Source organism: Lactococcus sp. AK05, assembly GCF_041026685.1.
GTDB classification, from domain to species: Bacteria; Bacillota; Bacilli; order Lactobacillales; family Streptococcaceae; genus Lactococcus; species Lactococcus lactis.
The window spans coordinates 1-23,889 of sequence record NZ_JBFTEI010000008.1 but is presented as its reverse complement, the minus strand read 5'-3'; the positions used below and the strand labels follow the sequence as shown (position 1 = coordinate 23,889).

The 23,889-nt window shown below is 35.0% G+C and carries 24 protein-coding genes; 6 read left to right on the top strand and 18 right to left on the bottom strand.

Annotated elements, in window-relative coordinates; all coding sequences use genetic code 11:
* Positions 1 to 167: 167 nt before the first annotated feature.
* The 5 genes from AB6B24_RS11355 to lmrP form a co-directional block, all read right to left on the bottom strand.
* Positions 168 to 1,196, bottom strand: a complete 1,029-nt coding sequence (locus AB6B24_RS11355) for a SepM family pheromone-processing serine protease (protein WP_311806088.1) — start codon at positions 1,194 to 1,196, stop codon at positions 168 to 170.
* Entirely contained in the window at positions 1,183 to 1,680 is a 498-nt protein-coding gene (gene coaD / locus AB6B24_RS11350) for a pantetheine-phosphate adenylyltransferase (RefSeq protein ID WP_010906348.1), read from the bottom strand. The genes AB6B24_RS11355 and coaD overlap by 14 nt, the downstream gene beginning before the upstream one ends.
* Before the next feature lie 47 nt (positions 1,681 to 1,727).
* On the bottom strand, positions 1,728 to 2,267 hold the full coding sequence (gene rsmD / locus AB6B24_RS11345; RefSeq protein ID WP_058206116.1) for a 16S rRNA (guanine(966)-N(2))-methyltransferase RsmD: 540 nt from the start codon (positions 2,265 to 2,267) through the stop codon (positions 1,728 to 1,730).
* Positions 2,268 to 2,437: 170 nt separating this feature from the next.
* Positions 2,438 to 3,658 (bottom strand): MFS transporter, encoded by a 1,221-nt coding sequence (locus AB6B24_RS11340; protein ID WP_039116754.1) that lies wholly within the window; start codon positions 3,656 to 3,658, stop codon positions 2,438 to 2,440.
* An 82-nt stretch (positions 3,659 to 3,740) separates the two neighbouring features.
* On the bottom strand, positions 3,741 to 4,967 hold the full coding sequence (gene lmrP / locus AB6B24_RS11335; protein WP_311806092.1) for a multidrug efflux MFS transporter LmrP: 1,227 nt from the start codon (positions 4,965 to 4,967) through the stop codon (positions 3,741 to 3,743).
* A gap of 187 nt (positions 4,968 to 5,154) precedes the next feature.
* Between lmrP and AB6B24_RS11330 the strand changes: the two genes are divergently transcribed.
* Together AB6B24_RS11330 and AB6B24_RS11325 are read left to right on the top strand one after the other, a co-directional pair.
* Positions 5,155 to 5,649, top strand: a complete 495-nt coding sequence (locus tag AB6B24_RS11330; protein WP_017865181.1) for an RNA polymerase sigma factor — start codon at positions 5,155 to 5,157, stop codon at positions 5,647 to 5,649.
* A gap of 23 nt (positions 5,650 to 5,672) precedes the next feature.
* Positions 5,673 to 6,779 carry an anti-sigma factor C-terminal domain-containing protein gene (locus AB6B24_RS11325; protein ID WP_311806094.1) on the top strand — a complete coding sequence of 369 codons (1,107 nt, stop codon included), beginning with the start codon at positions 5,673 to 5,675 and terminating at the stop codon, positions 6,777 to 6,779.
* A 95-nt stretch (positions 6,780 to 6,874) separates the two neighbouring features.
* On the opposite strand, the gene AB6B24_RS11320 is transcribed toward AB6B24_RS11325, so the two are convergent.
* On the bottom strand, positions 6,875 to 8,221 hold the full coding sequence (locus tag AB6B24_RS11320; RefSeq protein WP_010906353.1) for a glucose-6-phosphate isomerase: 1,347 nt from the start codon (positions 8,219 to 8,221) through the stop codon (positions 6,875 to 6,877).
* 343 nt (positions 8,222 to 8,564) lie between these two features.
* On the opposite strand from AB6B24_RS11320, the gene AB6B24_RS11315 reads away from it, so the two are divergent.
* The gene (locus AB6B24_RS11315; RefSeq protein WP_021467077.1) at positions 8,565 to 9,071 is read left to right on the top strand and encodes a YkgJ family cysteine cluster protein; all 507 of its coding nucleotides are present in this window, start codon (positions 8,565 to 8,567) and stop codon (positions 9,069 to 9,071) included.
* 33 nt (positions 9,072 to 9,104) lie between these two features.
* On the opposite strand, the gene AB6B24_RS11310 is transcribed toward AB6B24_RS11315, so the two are convergent.
* Positions 9,105 to 9,950 carry an NAD(P)H-binding protein gene (locus AB6B24_RS11310; protein WP_195936358.1) on the bottom strand — a complete coding sequence of 282 codons (846 nt, stop codon included), beginning with the start codon at positions 9,948 to 9,950 and terminating at the stop codon, positions 9,105 to 9,107.
* Positions 9,951 to 10,122: 172 nt separating this feature from the next.
* On the opposite strand from AB6B24_RS11310, the gene AB6B24_RS11305 reads away from it, so the two are divergent.
* Positions 10,123 to 10,455, top strand: a complete 333-nt coding sequence (locus AB6B24_RS11305; protein ID WP_023164672.1) for a helix-turn-helix domain-containing protein — start codon at positions 10,123 to 10,125, stop codon at positions 10,453 to 10,455.
* A 64-nt stretch (positions 10,456 to 10,519) separates the two neighbouring features.
* Here AB6B24_RS11305 and AB6B24_RS11300 read toward each other — a convergent pair whose 3' ends face one another.
* A complete protein-coding gene (locus tag AB6B24_RS11300) occupies positions 10,520 to 11,083 on the bottom strand; it encodes a hypothetical protein (protein ID WP_311806994.1) in 564 nt (187 codons plus the stop codon).
* Positions 11,084 to 11,210: 127 nt separating this feature from the next.
* Between AB6B24_RS11300 and AB6B24_RS11295 the strand changes: the two genes are divergently transcribed.
* Positions 11,211 to 11,534 carry a hypothetical protein gene (locus AB6B24_RS11295; RefSeq protein WP_311806098.1) on the top strand — a complete coding sequence of 108 codons (324 nt, stop codon included), beginning with the start codon at positions 11,211 to 11,213 and terminating at the stop codon, positions 11,532 to 11,534.
* Between the two features lie 44 nt (positions 11,535 to 11,578).
* Here AB6B24_RS11295 and AB6B24_RS11290 read toward each other — a convergent pair whose 3' ends face one another.
* The 10 genes from AB6B24_RS11290 to AB6B24_RS11245 form a co-directional block, all read right to left on the bottom strand.
* Positions 11,579 to 14,230: a valine--tRNA ligase gene (locus tag AB6B24_RS11290; RefSeq protein WP_311806100.1), complete on the bottom strand. Its 2,652-nt coding sequence runs from the start codon at positions 14,228 to 14,230 to the stop codon at positions 11,579 to 11,581.
* Between the two features lie 19 nt (positions 14,231 to 14,249).
* On the bottom strand, positions 14,250 to 14,570 hold the full coding sequence (locus AB6B24_RS11285; protein ID WP_029344561.1) for a nucleotide pyrophosphohydrolase: 321 nt from the start codon (positions 14,568 to 14,570) through the stop codon (positions 14,250 to 14,252).
* Entirely contained in the window at positions 14,567 to 16,255 is a 1,689-nt protein-coding gene (locus AB6B24_RS11280) for a DNA/RNA helicase domain-containing protein (protein WP_311806102.1), read from the bottom strand. Before AB6B24_RS11280 ends, AB6B24_RS11285 begins: the two co-directional genes overlap by 4 nt.
* A gap of 469 nt (positions 16,256 to 16,724) precedes the next feature.
* Positions 16,725 to 17,381, bottom strand: coding sequence for a FusB/FusC family EF-G-binding protein (locus tag AB6B24_RS11275; RefSeq protein WP_081213773.1), 657 nt, complete (start codon positions 17,379 to 17,381; stop codon positions 16,725 to 16,727).
* Positions 17,382 to 17,657: 276 nt separating this feature from the next.
* Positions 17,658 to 17,906 carry a DUF1912 family protein gene (locus tag AB6B24_RS11270; protein WP_003132639.1) on the bottom strand — a complete coding sequence of 83 codons (249 nt, stop codon included), beginning with the start codon at positions 17,904 to 17,906 and terminating at the stop codon, positions 17,658 to 17,660.
* A gap of 38 nt (positions 17,907 to 17,944) precedes the next feature.
* Positions 17,945 to 18,289 carry an MmcQ/YjbR family DNA-binding protein gene (locus AB6B24_RS11265; protein WP_058203265.1) on the bottom strand — a complete coding sequence of 115 codons (345 nt, stop codon included), beginning with the start codon at positions 18,287 to 18,289 and terminating at the stop codon, positions 17,945 to 17,947.
* Positions 18,290 to 18,799 carry a GNAT family N-acetyltransferase gene (locus tag AB6B24_RS11260; protein ID WP_195936367.1) on the bottom strand — a complete coding sequence of 170 codons (510 nt, stop codon included), beginning with the start codon at positions 18,797 to 18,799 and terminating at the stop codon, positions 18,290 to 18,292.
* Between the two features lie 154 nt (positions 18,800 to 18,953).
* Complete coding sequence (locus tag AB6B24_RS11255) at positions 18,954 to 19,661, bottom strand: B3/4 domain-containing protein (RefSeq protein WP_311806106.1); 708 nt, start codon at positions 19,659 to 19,661, stop codon at positions 18,954 to 18,956.
* A gap of 261 nt (positions 19,662 to 19,922) precedes the next feature.
* Positions 19,923 to 21,464, bottom strand: coding sequence for a 23S rRNA (uracil(1939)-C(5))-methyltransferase RlmD (rlmD, locus tag AB6B24_RS11250; protein ID WP_003132635.1), 1,542 nt, complete (start codon positions 21,462 to 21,464; stop codon positions 19,923 to 19,925).
* 228 nt (positions 21,465 to 21,692) lie between these two features.
* Positions 21,693 to 22,931 (bottom strand): MucBP domain-containing protein, encoded by a 1,239-nt coding sequence (locus AB6B24_RS11245; protein ID WP_311806108.1) that lies wholly within the window; start codon positions 22,929 to 22,931, stop codon positions 21,693 to 21,695.
* A 146-nt stretch (positions 22,932 to 23,077) separates the two neighbouring features.
* On the opposite strand from AB6B24_RS11245, the gene recX reads away from it, so the two are divergent.
* The gene (gene recX, locus AB6B24_RS11240) at positions 23,078 to 23,887 is read left to right on the top strand and encodes a recombination regulator RecX (protein WP_311854160.1); all 810 of its coding nucleotides are present in this window, start codon (positions 23,078 to 23,080) and stop codon (positions 23,885 to 23,887) included.
* Positions 23,888 to 23,889: the final 2 nt, after the last annotated feature.

Here is a 23,889-nt window from a genome sequence, read left to right as displayed (position 1 = left end):
ATTATCTCTCTTTTTCTCTTCTTTATTTTCTTAATCTAACCCCTGTTTTACTTTCAAAACCTCAATTCTAAACTTTTTTATAAAAAAAGTTATTTTATTTTGCTTTTGTCATATATTCCAAAAATATCCGATAAAAAAACTACTGACAGAAAAGCTGTCAGTAGTTTTTATTTTTCTAAATAATCTAAAGCGTCCTGAATAGTTTTGACGGGAACGATTTTCATCTTCGTTTTTAGTTTTTTAGCGGCAGCTTTGGCTCCAAGGTAATTGTTGCTACTTTCCTTTTTGGTGCCTGAGTCAGGCACTAAGAAGACCTTTGCCCCTTCTTTACTCGCTGTGGCTACTTTTTTATCAACACCGCCGATTTGGCCAATGCTTCCGTCATGTTCAATCGTTCCAGTTCCAGCAATTTCACGACCGTTTCGCAAATCTTTTCCTGTCAACTGACTGTAAATTTCTAGTGTAAACATCATCCCCGCAGAGGGACCACCGATTGAACCCGCGTTGACAGTAACTTTTGGAGTCGTCACGACTTCAGTATGGTCAACTAGGCTGATCCCAATTCCTGTTTTTCCATTAGCAATTTTGATGTATTTGCCAGTTGACTTGTGCTTTGTGCCGTCAATTCTCGTGTATTCAATTGTTACTGAATCACCGACTTTTTGTTTGGAAACATAAGCAATCATGTCGGCACTTGATGTAAACTGTTGACCATTGACTGCTGTAATCGTATCTGCAAGTTCTAGCTTATTTTTAAAGGTCGAATTTTTGGCAATATCAAGGACATAAACGCCTTCATATTTAAGTTCATAAGGTTTATTAGCTAATTTAAAAGCTTGATAAATCGCTGTATTCTGTGCCGTTTCCATGTAAAACTGGTTGACACGGTTGAACTGTGCGTCGTTAAGTCCACCAGTCATTTCTTGCTCACTGTAAATGCTTGTAAAACTATTAAAATGGCTGTAAATCATTGTAGCAAGATTTGCTCGTGCAATTTGGACAGTCGTCAGGAAAAAATCACCTTTATGTTCATCTTTTTTGCCTTCAACTTTGACCATTTCCCCTAAAGGCTCGGTTGTTCCAGGCATTTCCACATAGTAACTTGTTGGATAAAATAAAGCTAAAAGGGCAACAACAATTAGACCAATCGAGATTCCCCATTTTAATTTGGGATTAATTTTTTTATTTTTTTTCATCTAACTTCCTTAATTCACGACTCACATTTTCTGGAACCCAAGCACTGACATCTTGACCAAAGGCGTGTAATTCTCGCATCCGTGTGGAATTTAATGGTTCAAGTTCTGGTTTTGCTAAGAAAAAGATGGTTTCAATGCCTGTCATCTCCATATTAAAATAGAACATATTTTTTTCATATTCTAAATCTTGGCTATTACGCAAAGAACGAACTAGAGCTGTCACGCCAAGTTTTTTAGCAATATTCACTGTCAAATCACGTTCATGTTTGATGACTTTGACTTTATGAGTTACTGACAGACTTGTCAGTGCTTCTTCTAGCATTTCCACTCGTTTATCAGTTGGAAAAAGTGGATTTTTTTGGTCATTTTTAAAAATTCCAACATAAAGTTGATCAAAATGTTGACTGGCACGTTTGATAACGTCTAAATGACCATTTGTCAGTGGGTCAAAAGTTCCTGTAAAGAGTCCAATTTTTTCTGTCATTACTTTTTTCTTTCTTAATTTACTGACAGAATTTCTGTCAGTAAAAGTCAAAATTCATAAATTGAAATTTTAGAAATTCCGTAAGTTTTTTGTCTGGTCAGCTCTAATTTCCCAATTTGGTCAGGGAGTTCAACTTCCTTGTCTGTTTCACAGACGACAATTACATTTTCTGTCAGTCGTTTTTTCTCTTGCAAAAGTTCTAAGTTTTCAACAATTTGTTCTTTAGCATAAGGTGGGTCTAAGAGGACTAAATCAAAAGTCTCTGACACGTTTGATAAGACTCGTTCTGCTGACATTTTTAATAATTGAAATTTTTCAGGCTCTTTGGTCATCTTGATATTTTCCAAAATGACTTGTTGAGCTGCTCTGTCTTTTTCGACAAGAATGGCGTGATCCATTCCTCTTGAAATGGCTTCAATTGCCAAACTACCTGAGCCTGCAAATAAATCAAGAACACGTCCCCCTTCAAAATAAGGGCCAATCATATTAAAAATGGCTCCTTTAACTTTATCGGTGGTTGGTCTTGTTGTTTTTCCCGCCAATGTTTTCAGCGGTCTTCCGCCATAATTTCCTGAAACTACTCTCATGAAAATAATTATATCACAAAATTTCAAATGGAGAGCCTAATCTCCCTGTAAGCCTTGGTCTAAAGGTTCTGTCAGTAAAAATTTTCTTATTATTTTACTGACAAAAAAATAAGTTTCTCAAATCAGAATTTCATTCTAACTTTTGAAACTTATTTTTACCTATATTTAACTCATGAATGACTTTCATGCATCCGAATTGCTCGTAGTGAAGGGAGCACACCTAATACAATAATGAAAAACATGAAGATGGTCATTCCAATATTTCCATAAAGACTTGAGAGGGACACAAGGATTCCTGACAAGACCGAAGCGATAGGCTGAGTCACTGAAAAAGCTCCTGTATAAGTTCCCACTTGGTCTCCGTCCATTAAATCGGCCCGCAGAGCCTGTGAAAATGGAACCAAAATCATTTCACCGATTGTTGCTATCAATGCTGCAATCAGTTCCCAAGTTAAATCACGACCAAGAAATGCAATCATGAAGCCCAAACCTTGCAAAATAATTCCAATGGATATTCCACTACTTCGTGACCAGTTTTTGGTTAGTTTGTTGACTCTCCCCATAAATAATACGATGACTAAGGTATTGACCATTAGGAAAATTGTCAGCATCCGTTGTCCATAAACTTCAATTCCAAAAATCCTTGCTGTTCTAAAACTATCACTCAAATGGACTGGAAGATAATAATCAATTTGATTAAAAATCATCGCAATAAAGACCGAAGCAAATAAATAATACATGAAAATACGGTCTTTAGCAACTGTGAAATAGGCTTTAATAATGTTTGATTCTTGCTTATGCTGCTGAGTATCTGGATTGAAGGATTCATCAATCCAAAAAATTACAACCAAACAACTAACGATTTCTTCAATTGTGATAGCTAAAAGTAACCAAACCAAATAATCTCGGAAAAACCAGCCTGAAAGTCCTGAACCAATCATGATTGCAAAATTGATAATCCAATATTGAATACTATAAACGACTCGCCGATTTTCACTTGTTGTCAAATCTACAATCATCGCTTGACTTGCGGTGTTAAAAAAGCCAAAACCAAAATTAATAATAAGAAATCCTAAAAAAGTGACCCAAGGATTGAAGTAAAAAGATGAGTTTGCAAATGTTGCTAAAGCTCCACCAAAACCAGTAATGGCAGTTGAGAAAATCATCACAGGTCTTCTTCCCTGAACGTCGGACAAATGACCAGCATAAAGTCCAACCAAGAAAACCATGACTGAACTAATGACTAAAAGTAATCCCGTGATTCCCGCTCCCATATATTTATTGTAGTAAATTGTCATTGAGCCACCCACTGTACTAAAGCAAAGCGTCCCAAAAAAATTCATAATTAAACGAATTTTAAGTGTTGGATGTAATCCAAAAAAATCTTTCATTTTATTTCTTTCTATTTTTTTCAATAAAAAATCTATCTTGACTCCTTTTCAAGATAAATTCCTGTTTTTAGAAGTCATTTTTTTAATTAATTTTTGTTTTCTGGTGTCTATTTACAGCAATAAGCACTAAAATAATCGCTAGAACTTCAGTTAATGCTAAAACTAAAGAAACTCCTGTTGCTTTAATCATTGGTGAAATCGAAACAAGTAAACCGGCAAGAATGGAGGCAATCGGCATCTTAATTGCGGCAACGCCATTGTAAGACCCAATTTTTTCTGGATTCATCAAATCTGCACCTAAAGTTTGAACACTTGGTGTATAAACAATTTCACCTAAAGTATAAACAATACCGGCAATGAAAATAGGGGTAAACGTCGTTGTCAAAAATGAAAAAATCATCCCAATTGCCATAAATAAACTTCCCAAAATAAATCCTTTTTGGTGTGACCAGTCCTTGGTCAATCGATTTAGGGTGGTCATTAATAGGACCACTAATACACAAGCTAAAATCAAATAAATCGTAAGCATCCGTTGTCCATAGATTTCAAAACCAAAAAAAGTGATTGTTTTAAAACTATTTGATAAATGAACAGGCAAAAAATTATCAAATTGCATGATAATAAAAGTGGTCGCAATATTAGCACCCATAAAAATCATGTAAGTTTTATCTTGTAGCACTGTCTTATAGGCCTGAAAAATATTTTCTGCTTCCTCTTTGGCCTTTACAATCGGTCTAAAAGTCTCAGTCATTACAAAAGTGGTTAAGAAAAATGAGACTAAGACAGTTAAAAGTAATATCACTAAAAGTGCTTCAAATGCTGGCCTAAAAAGCCAAGCACCTAATGCTGCTCCTAAAATAACTGACAAGTTTTGCGCCCAATAATCCAACATAAAAACAACTTTACGATTTTCAGCATTCGATGCATCAATAATCATGGCATTTCCTGCAGTAATCACAAGATTATAACCAAAACTAATCAGCAAAAAAGCAATAAAAGTTGACCAAGGATTCACGTGACCAGGTAAGTTTGAGGCAATAGCTAAAAGAGCTCCCAAAAGTTGAATCACCGTCCCAAAAACCATCACTGGTTTTCGACCATTTTGGTCAGCAAAAAAGCCTGCAAGAATCCCTGCGACAAAAGTGGCTACTGCAGATAAGGCAAGCAAAATCCCTGTAATTGCACTTCCCAAATGTTGATTATAATAAATGGTCATTGAAGAAAAAACGGTGCCATATGAAAAGGCACCTAAAAAAACAATTCCTAAACGGAGTTGCAAATTTTTGTCTAAATTCCAAAACTCTTTCATCTTATTCCTTAAATTCTTTTAAATTTTCTAAATTTATTAATTTATCTATAATTGTAGCATATTTATACTTCTAAAACTAGATGAATTACATCTTTATCAAAATAATTCTTCTACTTATATCAATTTTTGTTAAAATAAACTGTAACCAAACTTAATTTGATTTGTTATATATATGAGAGAGGAGGAAATGGTGAATTTAAAAGAATATGAAAATGACGTCAATGATTATGCGATAGAAATCACTAAATACCTTATCTCTCGGGGAAGTCAGTTGGTCGATGCCGAAGATGCCGTACAGGATACTCTGGTTAAAATTTTAAGTCTGGATATTTTCATTGAACCTGACAAATTACGGGCTTTTATGTATCGAACATCTATCCGAACTTATATTAATAGTTATAATCGAAGTAAACATTATCAAAAAATTATTAAAAATTTGGAAAAAGAATTGGAAACAGCAGCTTTTTTAGTCGAGTCTAGCCCACTTCCAAAAATCATTGAACAACTTCCGCCTTATTATAAAGAGCTTTTAAATGCATACTATTATGAAAATTGTTCAACTAAACAGCTTGCAGAATATTTTGAATGTAGTTTAAGCAAAATCAAAATCGACCTTTATCGAGCTCGAAAAAAGCTTAAAAAACAACTTGAAAAAGCTGGTTATGACCAGTGGCTCCTCTAATCGTCTCATGAAAGGATTTAAAAATGCATACTCTCTTAATTTTCCCTTACCTTGTTTTAGTTCTCACTTTATTTTTCGGACTGATTCGTCTGTTTATTTTTGTAATCAATAAAACACGACATAAACTTCAAAAAACTGAATCTATTTCTAATCTCAACAAAGATTTTCATAATTTTGCCCTAAAAACAAAAATAAAACGTTGGGGGTTAACTACTTGGATTGCTTTGACTGTATTTTCAGCATTTATAGTTATTGGTTGGCGAGTGAACTCTGCTATCATGGAAAAAAATTTCTTTAAAACTTTTGATTACTCTACAGCTATTTTCACCGCTTCCGCCCCAAATGTTGCTTATAATAATCGGATTATCGATGACTATGGCGTATTTAGCTCTAATCTTCATTCAGATACTTATAAAGATATTGATGGTTATCATGTGTCCTGGGAATCTTATAATTTTTCCTTTAATGTTTCGAATGTTGGGGGCTTAAGTCTTAATACCTTGAGTCCGTCAGTAAATTCAAATGCCTATTTTACCCAAACAACTAATCAAAAAATTGCTAGTTTTTTCTCTACAAATGCCAACTACAAATCTAAAGACTATTATGGAATTCTGCCTACCCATGATGCAGACAAAATTTCACAACTTTCAAACCACTTGGCGGAAGTTGCTGTCACCTTTGATAAAGCTTATAGTTACAACGAAATCCAAAAAATGATTCCCAAAAATCTTTTAATTAATTGGTATTGGATTGGTTACAATGATTCGAAATCTCTTGATGCTGCTGGACAAACAAACTGGTTTGGCTTGATGAGTAATAGCAATTATGCTGAAAATGGTAATAATTCACAGCTCACTGGAAAATTAGACAATACTACTTATCAAGATTTTAAAAAGTCAGTAGCTGCTATTGCGAAAAAGAACCAAATCACAATTAACGACTTTAGCCCAAGTAAAGATGCACTTAAACAAGTTAAAAAATATCCTACTCTTAAATCAGCTAAATTTTCGGGGGTCATTTTAACAGGACAAACTAAGAATTTTGCGAATTTTGATAAAAATTCTTGGGTTTATGCAAGTAATGTTGGCCTCACAGTAGAACTTCGCCCTGATATTAAGCCACTTAAATAATAATTTTACTGACAGGATTTATCAGTAAGAAATGAATACAAAAAATCACTGACAGAAATCTTGTCAGTGATTTTTATGACACTTTTAATCAAAGATTAAAGGCGGTCATTCAATTCTTTGCTGAGTTCTTCAAATCCTGGTTTACCAAGAAGAGCGAACATATTTTTCTTGTAAGCTTCAACACCTGGTTGGTTGAATGGGTTAATTCCGTTCAAGTAACCAGAAACACCGATAGCAAGTTCAAAGAAGTAAATTGCATATCCAAGTGTGAATTCGTCTTGTTCAGGCAATGTCACGATCATGTTTGGAACATTTCCGTCAGTGTGAGCAAGAAGCACGCCGTCAGCTGCTTTTTTGTTAACGAAGTCAACATCTTTACCTTGCAAGTATCCAAGTCCATCAAGGTCAGCGTCAAGTTCTGGAATGTTGATGTTTTTACGTGGTTTTTCAATACGGATTGCTGTTTCAAAAACAGTACGTGTTCCTTCTTGAATCCATTGTCCTAATGAGTGAAGGTCTGTTGAGAAGTTAGCTGAAGTTGGGTAAATTCCTTTTTGGTCTTTCCCTTCTGATTCACCAGCCAATTGTTTCCACCATTCTGAGAAATATTGAAGGCTTGGTTCGTAATTGATCAAGATTTCTGAGAATTTACCTTTACGGTAAAGGATATTGCGAAGTGCAGCATAGGCGTAAGCATCATTTTCATGAACATTTGTAGAAGTGTATTCTTTACGCGCAGCGTTAGCACCTTCCATCAAAGCTGTGATATCAGCACCTGAAGCTGCAATTGGCAAAAGTCCAACAGCTGTCAATACTGAGAAGCGTCCACCAACTGAATCTGGAACAACGAAAGTTTCCCAGTTGTTTGCGTCAGCATTAACTTTTACAGCACCTTTTTCTTTATCAGTTGTTGCGTAAATACGTTTGTTTGCTTCTTCACGACCGTATTTTTTAACTAACATTTCTTCGAAGACACGGAAAGCAATCGCTGGTTCTGTTGTTGTACCTGATTTAGAGATTACATTTACAGAGAAATCTTTGTCAGCAACGTAATCTACAAGGTCAGCCAAGTATGATGAAGAAATTGAGTTACCAGCATAAAGAATACGTGGTGCTTTACGTTCTTCGGCAGTTTGCAAGTTAACAAAGCTGTTGCTCAAAAAGTCAATTGCTGCACGTGCGCCGAGGTATGAACCACCGATACCGATAACAATAAGAACTTCTGAATCAGATTGAATTTTTTTAGCTGCTTTTTGAATACGAGCAAATTCTTCTTTGTCGTAATCTTCAGGAAGGTCAAGCCATCCGATATAATCGCTCCCAGCACCTTTTCCTTCGTGGAGCAATTTAGCTGCCCCGTCGATTTGCCATTGGATTTCGTCTAATTCATTTTCAGCTACAAATGGAGTGAGTTTTGAATAGTCAAATTTAATATGAGCCATTTTAATTCCTTTCAATTTCTCGCTTTTTACGAGAATTTAGCTATTGAAGAACGACAACTTTTGCATTGTTTTATCTTCGAATTTTCTAGTTCATTTTATCACTTTTTCGGCTTTTTAACAATACTAAAGGTTATGTAAGCGCTTATTTGTTTAGCTTTCTATCTGTGAAACTTTTCCAGCTCTGAGACAGCTTTTTTTATAAAAATTTAGTTTAAGATTTCAATGAATATTTATTGTTATCAAAAGATTTACTGATAAGATAATTCCTAACAATTTTGAGGGTGTCAAATCTCTTTGACGACTGACAAATCAGTCTTTCATGTAAATTTTTGCTAAAATATTAATGATGAAATATACATTTGAAATTGACCTTGACCGTTATAAAAATCTAGCCCAACAAAAACAAAAGACACATAAGAAATTTTTAGCTGGACTTGCCAAAAAACCACCAAAGCAATTAGATAAAATCGTTAAAGAAGTTCATGAAGAGGTTTTTTTAGAAATTGATTGCACCAAATGTGCTAATTGTTGCAAAACCTTAGGCCCTCTTTGGACAGAGGCCGATATTGAACGCGTCGCCAAGCATTTAAAAATGAAAGTGAGTGACTTTGAAGCCGCATATCTCCGAACTGACGAAGATGGTGACAAAGTTTTTCAAACCATGCCTTGTCCGTTTCTTGGTTCTGACAATCTCTGTAGCATTTACGAAGTTCGTCCTAAAGCTTGTCGCGAATTTCCCCATACTGACCGTAAAAAGATTTATCAAATCAATAATTTAACGATAAAAAATACACTTTACTGTCCAGCTGCTTATGAATTTGTTGAGAAATTATCTTATAGACTCAAATAAAAATTACTGACAGGTCTGTCAGTAATTTTTTTATTATGCCAAAAGTTCTTTCAAAGCTTCTTTTGTATCTGTCAGTGAATGTCCCAAGGCTTTTTCAAAATCTTTAGATTCCACATCTAAATCTTTTGCTTCAATATCTTTTTGGAAGCCGAGGAAAAGTTCCGCTACAAAATCTGGAAGTCCAGTTTCAACTAAATGACTGACAAAAGTTTTGTCATCAGCAGCGACTACTTCAAATTCCTTATCAGAAACTGCTTTTAGTGCTTGAGCAAGTTCGGCGTAAGTTAATCTTTTTCCTGAAAGCTCCAAAACTTCTGGAAAATCTGCTCCAGCAAGTGCTTTTGCTCCAACTTCTGCATATTCGCGTTTCAAAGCCCAGCCCACTTTACCTGTTTGTGCATTGTAAACAAATTTTCCAGTTGAAAGTGCAGCAGCAATAATTGGCATTTCATTTTCAAAGTACCAGTTATTACGTAAAAATGTGTGGGCAATTCCTGATTTTTCAATCGCCTTTTCAGTATAGATGTGGTCAGCAGCTAAGTCACTTGTTGCCCTTTCTGCTTGAGGAAAACTTGTATAAGCAATATAAGAAATTCCAGCACTTTTGGCTGCATCAACCACATTTTGATGCTCAGCTTGACGATTTCCCGGCGCTCCTGAAACAAAAAGCAAACGGTCAATTCCTGTAAATGCTTGTTCTAAAGCAGTTAAATCTGAATAATCTGCCAAACGTACATCGAAACCTGCCGCTTTGAGTGGGGCTGCTTTTTCTTCTGTGCGAGCCAAAACCGCAATATCAGAAATTGGAACCAATTCTTTCAAAAATCCGAGTGCATAAGTACCATATCCACCTGTCGCACCTGTTACTAAATATTTCATGTTAAATCCTCCATTTTTTATTATTTTTTTATATTTTAAAGTAGCTTGCTTTTTTGACTACCTAAGTGTATAATATCATTGTACTATCACTATGTAAAGTAAGCACTTGAAAGTTAGATACACCCCTTTTAGATACTATTGTATAATATCAACGATTTGAGGTAATAAAAAAATGAAAAAAATTTCTGAACTTCCAGATTGTCCTGTTGAAACAGCACTTGTTTTGATGGGCGACCGTTGGAAAATGCTCATTGTCCGTGATTTATTAGAGCGAACCATGCGCTTTGGCGAACTTCAACGTTCAGTTGGACATATTTCACAAAAAGTTTTGACCCAACATTTACGTGCCCTCGAAGAAAGCGGGCTGGTTCATCGTGAAGTCTATGCAGAAGTACCTCCTCGTGTTGAATATTCACTGACAGAACTTGGAAGAACCCTCAAACCCATCCATGATACGATGGCAGCTTGGGGAAATCTTTATAAAAAAGAAATCAGCAAAGCTTAGAGATAAAAATTACTGACAGGAAATTCTGTCAGTAATTTTTTGTTCCGTCAGTACCCCATCTCATTCATAATGTTTCGTCCAATTGACCTGACAAAAGTTTGACGTATTCAAAAACAATTGAAAGACTATAAAAAATTATTGCCAAAATCAATGTCAAAATATCCACACCTACATTTCCATTTTGAGCAAAAATTATTCCAAAAACGCCTCCAACAATTGGGAAAACCGTTGCAACAACTGCCATCAAATATGAAATAATTTTTAAGTGACCCGCAACTTCTAACCAAAAATCTCGTGTCTTATCAATGATAACCGAAAAAATTTTTATTGCTTTTTGAGTGATAATCAGATAAAAGCAAATATTAATAAGTCCCATAATTGAGCGAATTATAAAATTAGCAAATTGAACATTTTTTGTCGAATTTCCCATGGAAAGAAGTACCCAAGAGCTTGTCGTTGAGTTTGAAACTTCTAACAAACCAAAATTTGGAATTTTTTTATTGACAACAGCAAAAATAAGGGCAATAAAAATAATAGCGAACCCTATTATAAGTACAAGTTCTCCAATTTTAAAAAGTGAACGCAAAATTTTAAAAATTCTTTGTAATTGCTTTTGTTTAGCCTCCATAAAACTCTCCTTTTGTCTTTATTTCCTCCATTATAATTTTATTTTTAATTTTTACAATAGTTTTTATAAAATTAATGATTTACAGATGATTAAAAGTGCTATAATTATCGATGAAAAGAGAAAAATTATGAAAAATAATAATTATAAACTTGGTCTTATTCTCAGTATCTCCTTATTCGTTTTAACTTTTATCAGCACAGTGATTTTATCCATTTTTGCCCCAATTTTTGTCAAAACTTCCGCTGGATTTGAATGTTTTAGCATTGCACTATTGTTTTTCTTCACGCAAAAATACGGTGAACAGACGGTCAGCAAAGAAAATGATTTTTGGATTACACGAAAATTTAATTTAGGCGTAAGTATTAATCCACATACAAAAACCAGTAAAAGAATCACTACATTTCTTATCTGTCTTCTTGTTCTTGGTGGATTTTTATTGATATTTTTGTAGAAATATAAAAAACCAGTATCTCAAAAGCTACTGGTTTTTTTATATTAGTTTTCTTTCAATTCTGCGATACGAGCTTTCACAGTATCAAATTTTTCTTGATAATCGGCTAATTTATCTTTTTCTTTTTGAACAACTTCTGCTTTAGCATTCGCAACAAAACGTTCATTACCCAATTTTTTATTCACTAAATCTAACTCTTTTTGCCATTTGGCAAGTTCTTTTTCAAGTCGAGCAATTTCTTCTTCGATGTTAATCAGACCAGCCAAGGGTAAGTATAATTCTGCTCCAGTAATGACCGCTGACATCGCTTGTTCTGGAACCGCCAAGTCTTTAGCAATTGTTAATTCTGAAGGATTAGTGAAACGGCTGATATAAGGAGAAACAGCATTCAAGAAATCTGCATGTTCAGATTTAATCAACATTGGGACAGCTTTAGACAATGGAGTATTAACCTCAGCACGAATATTACGAACGGCTGTTATTAATTCGATTAACATGGCCACACCTTCGCTTGCCTTGTCGTCATTAAATTCTGGACGTACCTTTGGATATTCGGCAACAACAATTGAACCAGAAGTGTTTGGTAATTTTTCAAAGATTTCTTCAGTGAAGAAAGGCATAATTGGGTGTAATAGACGTAAAACTTGATCTAAAACATGGAGCAATACTGCACGTGTAATGTCTTTTTCAGCTTCTTCCTCACCAAACATAACTTCTTTTGTTAATTCCAAATACCAGTTTGCAAACTCATCCCAAATGAAATTGTAAAGAATATGACCAGCAACACCAAATTCAAATTTATCCATTTGTTCAGTCACGCGCTCAACAGTATCATTCAAACGTGTCAAAATCCAACGGTCAGTGACATTACCAGCAGTTTTATTTGCAACTTTTGTCAAAGCCGAAGAAACAGCATCAGCGCTGACATCTTCTGCATTCATCAAAATATAACGTGAAACATTCCAAATTTTATTGATGAAATTCCAAGCGGCATCCATTTTATCATAAGAAAAACGTACATCTTGTCCTGGTGCAGAACCATTTGATAGGAACCAACGGAGTGCATCAGCTCCATACTTTTCAATCACATCCATTGGGTCAATTCCGTTACCAAGCGATTTAGACATTTTACGTCCTTCTTCGTCACGAATCAAACCATGAATCAAAACATTGTGAAATGGTGATTTACCAGTGAATTCTAAAGATTGGAAAATCATGCGTGAAACCCAGAAGAAGATAATATCATAACCTGTTACAAGGGTACTTGTTGGGAAATAACGTTTGAAGTCTGCTGAGTTTTCGTCTGGCCAACCCATTGTTGAAAACGGCCACAAAGCTGAACTAAACCAAGTATCAAGTACATCGGCATCTTGTGTCCAACCTTCTCCCTCAGGTGCTTCTTCACCAACATACATTTCACCCGCTTCATTATACCAAGCTGGAATTTGATGTCCCCACCAAAGTTGACGTGAAATAACCCAATCATGAACATTTTCCATCCATTGCATGAAAGTATCATTGAAACGTGGCGGATAAAATTCTACTGCATCTTCTGTTGTTTGATTAGCAATTGCATTCTTAGCTAATTCGTCCATTTTGACAAACCATTGTGTTGATAAACGTGGTTCAACAACCACTCCTGTTCGCTCTGAGTGCCCAACTTCATGGCGGACTGGTTTTATATCAACCAACTGCCCCAATTCCTTGAGGTCAGCAACAATTTGTTTGCGGGCTTCAAAACGGTCAAGTCCTTCATATTTTCCACCATTTTCATTGATGGTTCCGTCATTGTTCATCATGTTAATCATTGGCAAATCATGACGCATCGCAACTTCAAAGTCATTAGGGTCATGTGCAGGTGTAATTTTTACAACCCCAGTTCCTTTTTCCATATCAGCATGGTCATCTGTCAAAATCGGAATGACACGATTAATGATTGGGAGGATAACATTTTTGCCCACTAAATGTTTATAGCGTTCATCTTTTTCATTGACGATAACAGCTGTATCACCAAGGAAAGTTTCTGGGCGTGTTGTGGCAATTTCAACAAACTCATCACTTCCTTCAATTTGGTAAGTGATGTGGTAAAAAGCCCCATCAATTTCTTTGTGAATGACCTCAATGTCTGACAAAGCAGTCATCGCTTTTGGATCCCAGTTGATGAGTTTTTCGCCACGATAAATCCAACCTTTATTATAAAGTTGGACAAAAACTTTACGAACCGCTTGCGAAAGTCCTTCATCAAGAGTAAAACGTTCACGAGAATAATCAACAGAAATCCCCATTTTTCCCCATTGTTCCTTGATGGTTGCAGCATATTCATCTTTCCACTCCCAAACTTTATCAAGGAATTTTTCACGTCCAAGATCTTGTGGTAAAATACCATCTTCGGCAAGACGGGCAGCAACTTTTGCTTGAGTGGCAATCCCCGCATGGTCCATTCCTGGCAACCAAAGCGTATCAAAACCTTGCATCCGTTTTTGGCGAATGATGATGTCTTGTAACGTTGTATCCCAAGCATGACCCAAGTGGAGTTTTCCTGTCACATTTGGTGGTGGAATAACGATGCTATAAGGCTCTGCATCGGGATTTCCAGAAGGTTTGAAAACATCAGCTTCAAGCCATTTTTCGTAGCGTCCTGCCTCAACCTCTGTCGGGTTGAATTTTGGGGTTAGTTCGTTCATTAATTCCTCCATTATATTTTACAAATATAGCTTATAGTTCAGTATATTTTTTATTATTATTTTTACTTTTATTAATTGGATACTTTTTATTATTCTTTATCAGTTTTTCTTTAATAATTGAATCAATATCCAAGTTCAAATTATCAGCCATCATATATGAATAAATCAAAACATCCGCTAATTCTTCTTTAACTTTTTCAATATCTGCAGTTCCTTCAGTAGCAGTTTTCCATTGAAACAATTCCAATAGTTCCGAAGCTTCGAGTGAAATAGAAATAGCTAAATCTTTTTCATTATGAAACTGTCGCCAATTTCTATCATCTCGAAACTTATTTATATCATCAATAATCATTGAGAATTTCCTTTCTGAGCTTCAAGTAAAGCATTTTGTAAATTTTCGTCGCACGCATAAAGATAGAGTCCATAGACACCCCTAGTCAATAAAACATTAAGTTCATTATTGAGGTTCTGATTGATGGCTTTTTCCCCATGTGTTTTCTCTATTGCTTTTGTATTTTTTGAAGCACTTGCATCAAAAAATATTTCCTTTCTCTGAGGATCATATTTAACACTGGGTCCAATGATGACTCCTGCATAGTTTAGATCAAAGCCTTGAATGGTGAATGTACTCCCAACTTCAGCAATTGATTTTGGGTTTTCTGCCCAAGGTATATTGTTTTTGGCGTTGGTATAATAATAATTCCAAGGGAGCGAAAAATCTTTAATTTTTACACACCATTTCTGACCATCTGCTTTCCAATCCCAATCATACGAAGCAAGCATCCTTGAAAGCCCATATGCCTCGTCATCGGATTTGTTTCTTATAGCTTCATACATTTTTGAGGGGGAATCAAAAATCTTCAAGTCATATTTATCGTCATTTGGAATCTCATTAATTTTATGTTTCCAAATAAAATCATTTAGCCAATTATTTGTTTTCACCGACATCTGCATTCTATGTTGATCATGTAACTCAATTAATTTATTTTCTAGATTAGCCTCATTTATCAATATAGATATCTCTTCTCTATCCACAAATTGTTCGCCAGTCAATATTTGGTGTTCATCAAAAACTAGGACCACAACTTTTGCAATTTTTTTCAAAGCTTCTAATTGTGTTGAACCGTATTTTTTTGGAAAAGCTTGGCCATTTCTAGTCGCAAGTAAATGTCCCTCATCTACTATAACAATATCTACTTTTTTTCCTTCATATTTCTTCAAAAATGAATTAGGTTTCATTATCTGTTGTTCGTCAAGTCCGAGTTTTCTTGATATTTGCTTATAAACGGATAGTTGTTCATTATGATTGACTAACACGAATGATTTCAATCCATTTAAAAGGACATTGTCCTCTCCCTTTGACTCAAGCTGTAAGTTGTAAAAAACACTAGACAATAAAACTGTTTTTCCACTCCCTGCATTACCTGTTACAAGTATTAGGGCATCCTTTTCTTGAGAAATTGTTTCTTCAATTCTCATGATAATTTGTTTTTGAGCTTTATTTTGAGATTCACTGAGCTCTTTGAAAGGAGATGACTTAAATAATGCAGAATTTTTTATTATTTTAAAATCGGGGAAAAGGTTAGGTTCTTCATGATTTAATTTTTTCCACGCCTCTTTAAAAATTTCATCTATTCTTTCTTTTGTATAATATTTTCCTTGTGGATTTCCTCTACGATTATTGATACCTTTATCACTTTTTATCGAAGGCACACCCAAGAAATAATTCATAAATTTATTTTCCAAATCTAGTGTGACTGACTTATTTGAAAACTCATTTCCCAAAATAAGCATTTGGGAAGATTGGGAAGTATTTAATTCTTGCCAATCTTCTCTTGTTTCAATTAAATGCTGCTTTGTTCGACGAAATACGTCATTTGTTTCACCAACATAAACCGAATATTTTAAATTTTCCTTGTCATAAATAAAATAAACAGTTGGATAATCAGTCAATAATACTGTTTGGATATCACCTATTGATAAAAGTCCTTCAGTCGAATATGCCACTTTTTTTACAACGGTATTTACTTTTGACATTATTCTTCCTCCAAAATTTTTTAATTAATATTGTCATAATTATCCTTCTTAGTCATTGAGTAAAAATTAATGTTCCCAAACAAATATAATTTTGTTCTAAAACTTGATTAAATTACCGTACACACATCTTTTTTTACAAACTGCTAATGTCGATTCGAAGCTCTAATTTTTGTTTATTTCCTAACATTCTTCAAAAAAAATACCGCCCACAAGCCTCCTAAAAATAGGACGCTCACGCGCGGTACCACCTAAATTCCTGACAGATTTACTGACAGACACTCATTTTATGTCATAATTACTGACAGGACTTTTGTCAGCAATTATTTCTTGAAATGACGCAACCTTCATAAAGTTTAACTGAGCACTTTCACCAACCGTGTTCTCTCTATAAGTCTTGCTCTATTACTCCTCGTCAACTTGTTTTTATTTTAGCAGAATTCTTGTTTTTTTACAAGATACTTCTAAATTTTTATTTTTCTTTAATGATTTCTAAAAAATGCTCCAAGCCTTCTTTGGCTTGAATTTGCTGATTACATTGTTCAGAATCTAAGCAAATATAGGTGCCATTTTTAGTATAGGTCCCGTCAGCGCCTCTTTTTGTTGTCGCTAGAAATTGAGTGACAATACTTGTTTTTTGGCAAATGGCACAGATATTTTTCATACTGCCAGAGATATTGCCATAGAAACCACGCCCGTCAGCGGTCAAAAGATATTTTCGGCCGCTTGAAACTTCATTCCAAGCAAAGTAAGTGACATCACGTAAGTCCCATTGACTTGTCGCTGGAATTTTTAACTTTTTAACTTTTTTGAAAGCTTTTTTCATTTGAGCTTCACTCGGTAAATGAAAAGCTTCGACTAAAGTTTTAAGTTCTGTCAGTAATTTTTCAGCTTGTTCTCTTGATAATTTAGGATTATCAATGGCTGATAAGTATTCTTGGATATCAACTTTTACTGACAGATTATTTTCACTGACAAGGCTGTCAGCATTTTCAGCGATTTGCAAAATTTCTGTGGCGACTTGGGCGTAAACTGCCTCAACTGTCGATTTATCATTGACAGAGTGATAGACATTGACGAGGTCAAAGGTCAGGTATTTAATTCGATTATATTCATATGGTTTTAACATTTTCTTATTCCTTAAGATGTGAACCCGACTGCTTTGAAGTTATGAAAATTGAGAAAATGTGGTTCTGTGCAAGGCACAAGTTCCATTTTGTCCATTTTCATCCACTTCAAGGAGGGTGAACTCAATTTGTTCTTATCCGCAAAGAAATAAGACTTTGCGGTAATCTAAGCGAGAGCTCTTACTCGCACTTGATTACCAACCATCTTCTTAAAATTCATTTGAATCTCCTTTTATCTAATGGTTAGAAGTCACTTCTCTAAAAATAGAAGTCACTCATTAAAATGTTTTTGTTCCAAAATCTGGAACGTCATGGAAATCTTTACCATTTTTGTAGTTTTCAAATTTTCCTTGCAAAAATTGGTAAGCGTCTAAACGACTTTCATAGCGAATAGCAGCTTCTTTCGCTTCTTTTTTACCGTCTTCTGTGGCAATTTTTTCAGCTGCTTTCATGGCAAGTTCAGAAATTTGAACTTGTTGGTCCACCCATTCTTGAAAATCTTTTAAAAAATTTTGTTCGTAAGTCATTTTTTCTCCTATTAAAATTCAGAGCTGTTGGCTCATCATTATCTTTTGGGTTTGATTAAATCATAGCTTTGGTCAACCATTTTGCAAACTTGCTCATCAGCAACATCTCCACCAAGTAAAACATCGTTCCAATGCGTTTTGTTCATGTGAAATGCTGGATTAATATCCACAAAGAAATCTCGCAATTCGATTGCGATTTCTGGCTTCTGCTTGATTGCGATATTGACTCGGCCTTCTCGCTCAGAAATATAAGCAAATGATTTTTTATTCTTTAAATGTCGCATCACTACCGTTGGCTGACCCTTCTCCATTTTGGCAAAGGGAGTATCTGCAAAAGTCGGCCCAAGAGACAAGCAAAAATCAATAAGTTCTTTTTTATTCATCTATTTATTAAGCTCCAATTGATAAGCAAAACGGTCACCTTCAAATTGAACAAGCCCTCGTTTTACAAAGCCTTCACGTTCAAAGACATGTTGCATCAATTTATTGACCGGATGAGTATCTAGGCGAAAATCAGAGTATCCTTTAGATAACATCAAGGTAAAAATATTTGAAAATAGATATCTTGTCAAAGATTGTCCACGAAATTCGTTAGACAAAGCAATTCGATGAATGGTCACATAATCAAAATTTTGATTTGACCAAGCGCCGTCAGTAATTTGAGTATAAGCTGGTTCTTCACCTGTAATAATTGCACAATAACCGGCTATTTTATTATCAACTAGCAAGACATAGGCCTGTTCTTTCGCAAAATCCTCTTCAATATCAAAAACTGCTGGATAGGCATTTTGCCATTGGTCACTCCCGGAATCAGCCAAAAAAGTTCTTGCTTCTTCAATAATTTTCATAATTGACAGCAAATCTTTCGGGCCTGCTTTTCTCATATAAATCATATAAAACCTCGGATTTTTTCCATTTTATCATAAAAATAATTAATGACAGAACCGTCAGATTTACTGACGGCTCTTTTTATTGACAGTGTCATCAACTTTCCTATCAAATCTCTTATCTGTCAGTAAATCTAATTTTTTTAGATGTCACAAAACGCTAGTCTAAAGAAATTTCTGGATTTTCTTTAGTGACTAGGAGTACCTGTGCCGTTCCTCCTAAATATTTTTCACTCAATTCAGCTAATTTTTGAGTTGCAGCATCTAGAACTTCACCGCGTTCAGGGTCAACAGATTCAATAATCAAAAAAGCATTTTTGGTTTGTTCTGTCAGCATCGTTCTTTGACCATCACGCCAATTCCATGAGCGACAAACTGCCCCTTCATCATCAAGATAGCAGATTTCACCAGGCAAAGCATTATCAGCTTCATCATCACCCAAAGCCAAGAAATGTTCGCCACCAACAGCTTTTGTCAAACGTAGATTTCCTGCAAAAGTATCAATATCCTCACCACCAGCAGGTAGCCCATAGTTCAAGCTAATACTATTGTAAATATCAACCAAAGGATTAATCGAACCCACAGCTTTACCTTTATCTACTCGTTTAAGCAGATTTTCAATCGAACTTCTAGCCCCTTTTTTTGTTTTAAATTTTTGATAAGCCTTGCGCCAAACAGAGACTACAGGATTTTCACTAAAAACAGCCGCTTCTAAAAATTGCTCTGCATTTTCATTCGCCTCATCAAGATTTTTTTTGATTTCAGCACTTGATTCCATACTATTATCAATATTTTTAGCTAAAACAATTCCGACTTTTGTCTCAGGAAAAAGTTCCCAAAATTCAGGTTCAACAATAAATTTTTTCATAATTTTTTCTTACTTTTCTAATTTTAACTATAAAATTTACTGACGAAAATCTTGTCAGTAAAATACGACTGAATAAGGAGTATTTTATCTGTGGATAAAAGAATGAACAGCAAAGCTGAGCATTCTATCCATCGTCAACGAGTGAACAACGGCCAGGTAAATCGTAATTAAAAGAATGAACAACTAAAATATCCATTCTGTCAGTAAATTTTCACTTAAACTTTAGCTACTAGCAACTAATAATTCTGTCAGCAAAATTTCTCAATATTTACCATATTTTTGCGGACGGCGTCCACGTTTTTTACCTTTAGCAAAAGCTTCAGCTTTACGTTCTTCTTCCAAATGTTCAAATTTAACAATTTTCAAAGGTTCATCACGTTTTGTCAATTTAACAACTGCTTCAGTTCTTGCTGTATGTGGGAACATATCCACTGATTGGATGTATTCTACTTTATAATAATTGGCCAAAACGACTAAATCTTTTGCCAAAGTTGAAACGTTACAGCTGACATAAACCATTTTTTCCGGTGGGAATTTAGTAATTGTTTCAAGTAAGGCATCATCAAGCCCTGTACGTGGTGGGTCAACAATCATTGCAGTTGCTCTATGACCAGATTTGTTCCAGTTTGGAATAATTCGCTCCGCTTTACCAATTTCATAGTGGCAATTTTTAAGCCCCAAACGTTTGGCATTTTCACGCGCATCAAAAATTGATTCTGGTGTAATATCCATTCCATGAACCGATTTTACTTTTTTAGCCACCGCAAAACCAATCGTACCTACACCACAATATGCATCAATGACACGGTCATCTTTTTTAGGATTCAAAGCCTTAACTGCTTCACCATAAAGTACATTGGCTTGCTCAGAGTTCAATTGGTAGAAAGCACGAGGACTTAATTCAAATTCATAATCCAAAACGCCTTCGGTAATTGTTTCTTTTTCATTGAATAAAATTTGTGTGCGTTCGCCATAGATTTCACTGGTTTTTCTTGGGTGGAAATTGACCGCAACCGTCACAATTTCTTCAAATTCTTCTGTCAGTGCTGACAACATTTTATCAAATTTAACAAAAGAATTTTTTTGACGTTTTGAAGGTTCTTCACGTAATTCAGGCCAAACTTGTCCGTCCAAAATAATTGGTGTTGAAGTCACAAAAATAATTTGTACTTCACCTGTTTTTTGTGAACGACGAACCATGACCGTACGAATTCCGCCGATTTTACGTTCATCATATACAGGTAAATCAAATTTTTCAATCAAACGGCAAATGTGATTGATAATTTCTTGGGTTTTGGGATCTTGAACCAAACAGTTATCTAAGTTAACCAAATGATGCGTTCCTTCTTGATAAAGTCCCGCAATCACTGTTCCGTCATTCAAACGACGCACTTGGAACTGCAATTTGTTACGATAACCAAGTGTATTTTCCATTCCCAAAGTTGCACGCAATTCATAATTACGCCAACCTGCTGGTTTATATTTTTCTAAGGCCTGACGCATAACATCACGCTTAAATTCCAATTGCATTGGATAAGAAAGATGCATGATGTGAGATTGACTCATTTCATGATAAGCTCTATCCTGTGGTTTCACACGGTTTGGTGATTTTTCAATAATCTTAACCAATTTTGCACGACTAAAATTTCTAGCATTTTCAGTAATTTCAACTAAAACTTCTTCCCCTGGAAGTGCATAAGGAATAAAAACAAGTCGTCCTGAAATGACGCCAATTCCTTCCCCATTTATCCCCATTCGCTCGATTTCGAGTTGAAGTTTCTGTCCTATTTTTAAATTTATCATTCTTTAATTATTTTCCCTCTAGTTCGTCAATTAAATGACCATTTTCAATCCATTATAAAAAAATCACTAATAAAGGATTGTGTGATACACTATTATAACATTTCACAATTTCTTTTTGTAGTCTTTTTCTACTTGAAATCTAAAAGATTTGAACTTATTTTTTCATCTATGAATATTACTCTCCAAATAAAAAGCCTGACACTGTCAGAGCTTTTATTTTTTCTTTAATTATTGTTTTTTACGTCTAAGTAAAAGAGCAAGTGGCGAAATAATCACTGCCATAATTCCTAGCAGAGTCAAAACAATTTGTGATTTTTGACTATCACCAGTACTTGGGAGAACATCTGTTGGCTTACTATCTTTTACAGCCTTAGCCGTAGGTGTTTTTGATTGATTATTAGATGGTTGACTTGGTTTATCTGGGTGAACTGGAGGAACGATAATTCCCGCAGGCACCTTATGATAAACGACAATTCTTTCAATGTCCGCTGTATCTACCGTAATTCCTGTCATTTCATCAATCTTAAGTTGACTTGCGATGTAATCTTTAATGATTGGCGAAAGAACTGCAGCAAATCTTCCACCATTATCAGCTGTCCAGTCACTATAAGTTTTCTCACCCGTCACTTTGTCAGTAGTGATTGTCCGACTAAAGACAATTGTTGCCTTATAGTTGTCAGCAGCCTTATCCCCATTATCATAAACATAATGAATGACTTCATTAACTGATTTATTTTCCGTCTCAACTACTGTGCCATGTTTTAGTCTCACAATATAATGTTGAGGGTCATCAGCAAATTTAGTTCCGTCTTCTGGATAATCATTTAAAACTAACTCGTAACCTTTATCTGTATAAGATTTAATCGTGTCAGCCGTTGTATAACCTGAATCATCTCCAGTTCCACCTGACAAATCTTTTGTAGTCAAAATTTTTCCAGTTGTTTCATCGATATAAATAACATCAATGGTTCCTTGATTTCGAGTGTAAACATAGTTTACAGTTTGGTCATTGGCAGCATAATTCCCCGCAGTTGCTGCTCCATTTGAAGATATAAACGTATAACCTGGAATAGTCTTTTGACTTGTCACATATGGAGTACCAATATCTCCACTTGTTGTTTCTGACGGAGCAACCGTGTTTCCTTGTTCATCCACATAATTAGCAATAACAGTACCTTGAGCCACCGTATAAGTAAAGTTAACATTGCGCAATTGTTGCAAATTCATTTGGGCACCAGTTGAGGCCGCAATTGAAAAAGACATCGCCTGATTTGTTCCAACAAAAGAAGAAACATCTTGTGTCCATGTTTGCCCACCATAGGTAACTGACATTATTTTAGTTGCACCATTATAGCTCATCGTAAAGTCCACAAAGTTATTATTTGATGGTTCAGAAATCCCCTTAGCACTAGAAGCTATTGTTTCAGCTTGTCCATTCAACCCATCAACAAAGGCTCCAAATGGCATACCTTTAAAGTTTGAAGGGTCAGGTGCAAAACTGCTCTCACCTTTTTTACAAACAAGTTTATAAACTACACTTTCATTTCATATAATTGTTTTAATACACGTTTTATAGGTGACAATTTTTAATTATTTTCGTATATAATATAGACATGGGAAAAATCACTGCAATAAAAAAATTAAAAAGACTATACCGTATCGATTTATCTGGATTTGATGAAGAAAAAATATATCTTTCCGAGGATACAATTGTTCACTTTTTTCTAAATGTCGATAAAGAGATCGATGATACTGATTTAGAAGAGATCCAATCTTATGACCAATTTGCTCAAGGAAAATCACTGGCAGTCTACTACCTTTCCTTTAAAATGAGGACAAGTTCGGAAGTAAGAAAATATCTTAGTGAACACGAAATTGACAATATTGACCAAATTGACGAGATCATAAATGTTCTTGCAAAAAACAAGCTAATTAATGATAAGGCCTACGCTGAAAATTTTATTGAAGGGAAAATTTCAATGGGAAGCGCTGGGCCCTATCAAATTAAACAGAAATTAATAACAAAGGGTATTGATCCCCTGATCATTGACCAAGCACTTTCTAACATTTATGATGAGGAAAAACAAATAGATGTTGCCTACAAACTTGCCGAAAAAACAAGCAGAACTTATGGGCAAAGATTGACCCAAAAACAGCTGAGAGATAAAGTTGTTCAAAACCTAATGAATAAAGGTTTTACGTATTCTATCTCTTCAATTGCTTTAGAATCACTTGAATTAGAAACAGATGAAGAAAATGAGACCCAACTTCTCTACACAGCACTAGAAAAAGTTGCCAAACGCTACAGTAAAAACTACGAGGGGTACGAGCGAAAGCAGAAAGTAACACAGGCTTTGGCTAGAAAAGGCTTTTCATATGATGACATTAGTAGTGCATTACGTGATTATACATTTCCAGAATAAAT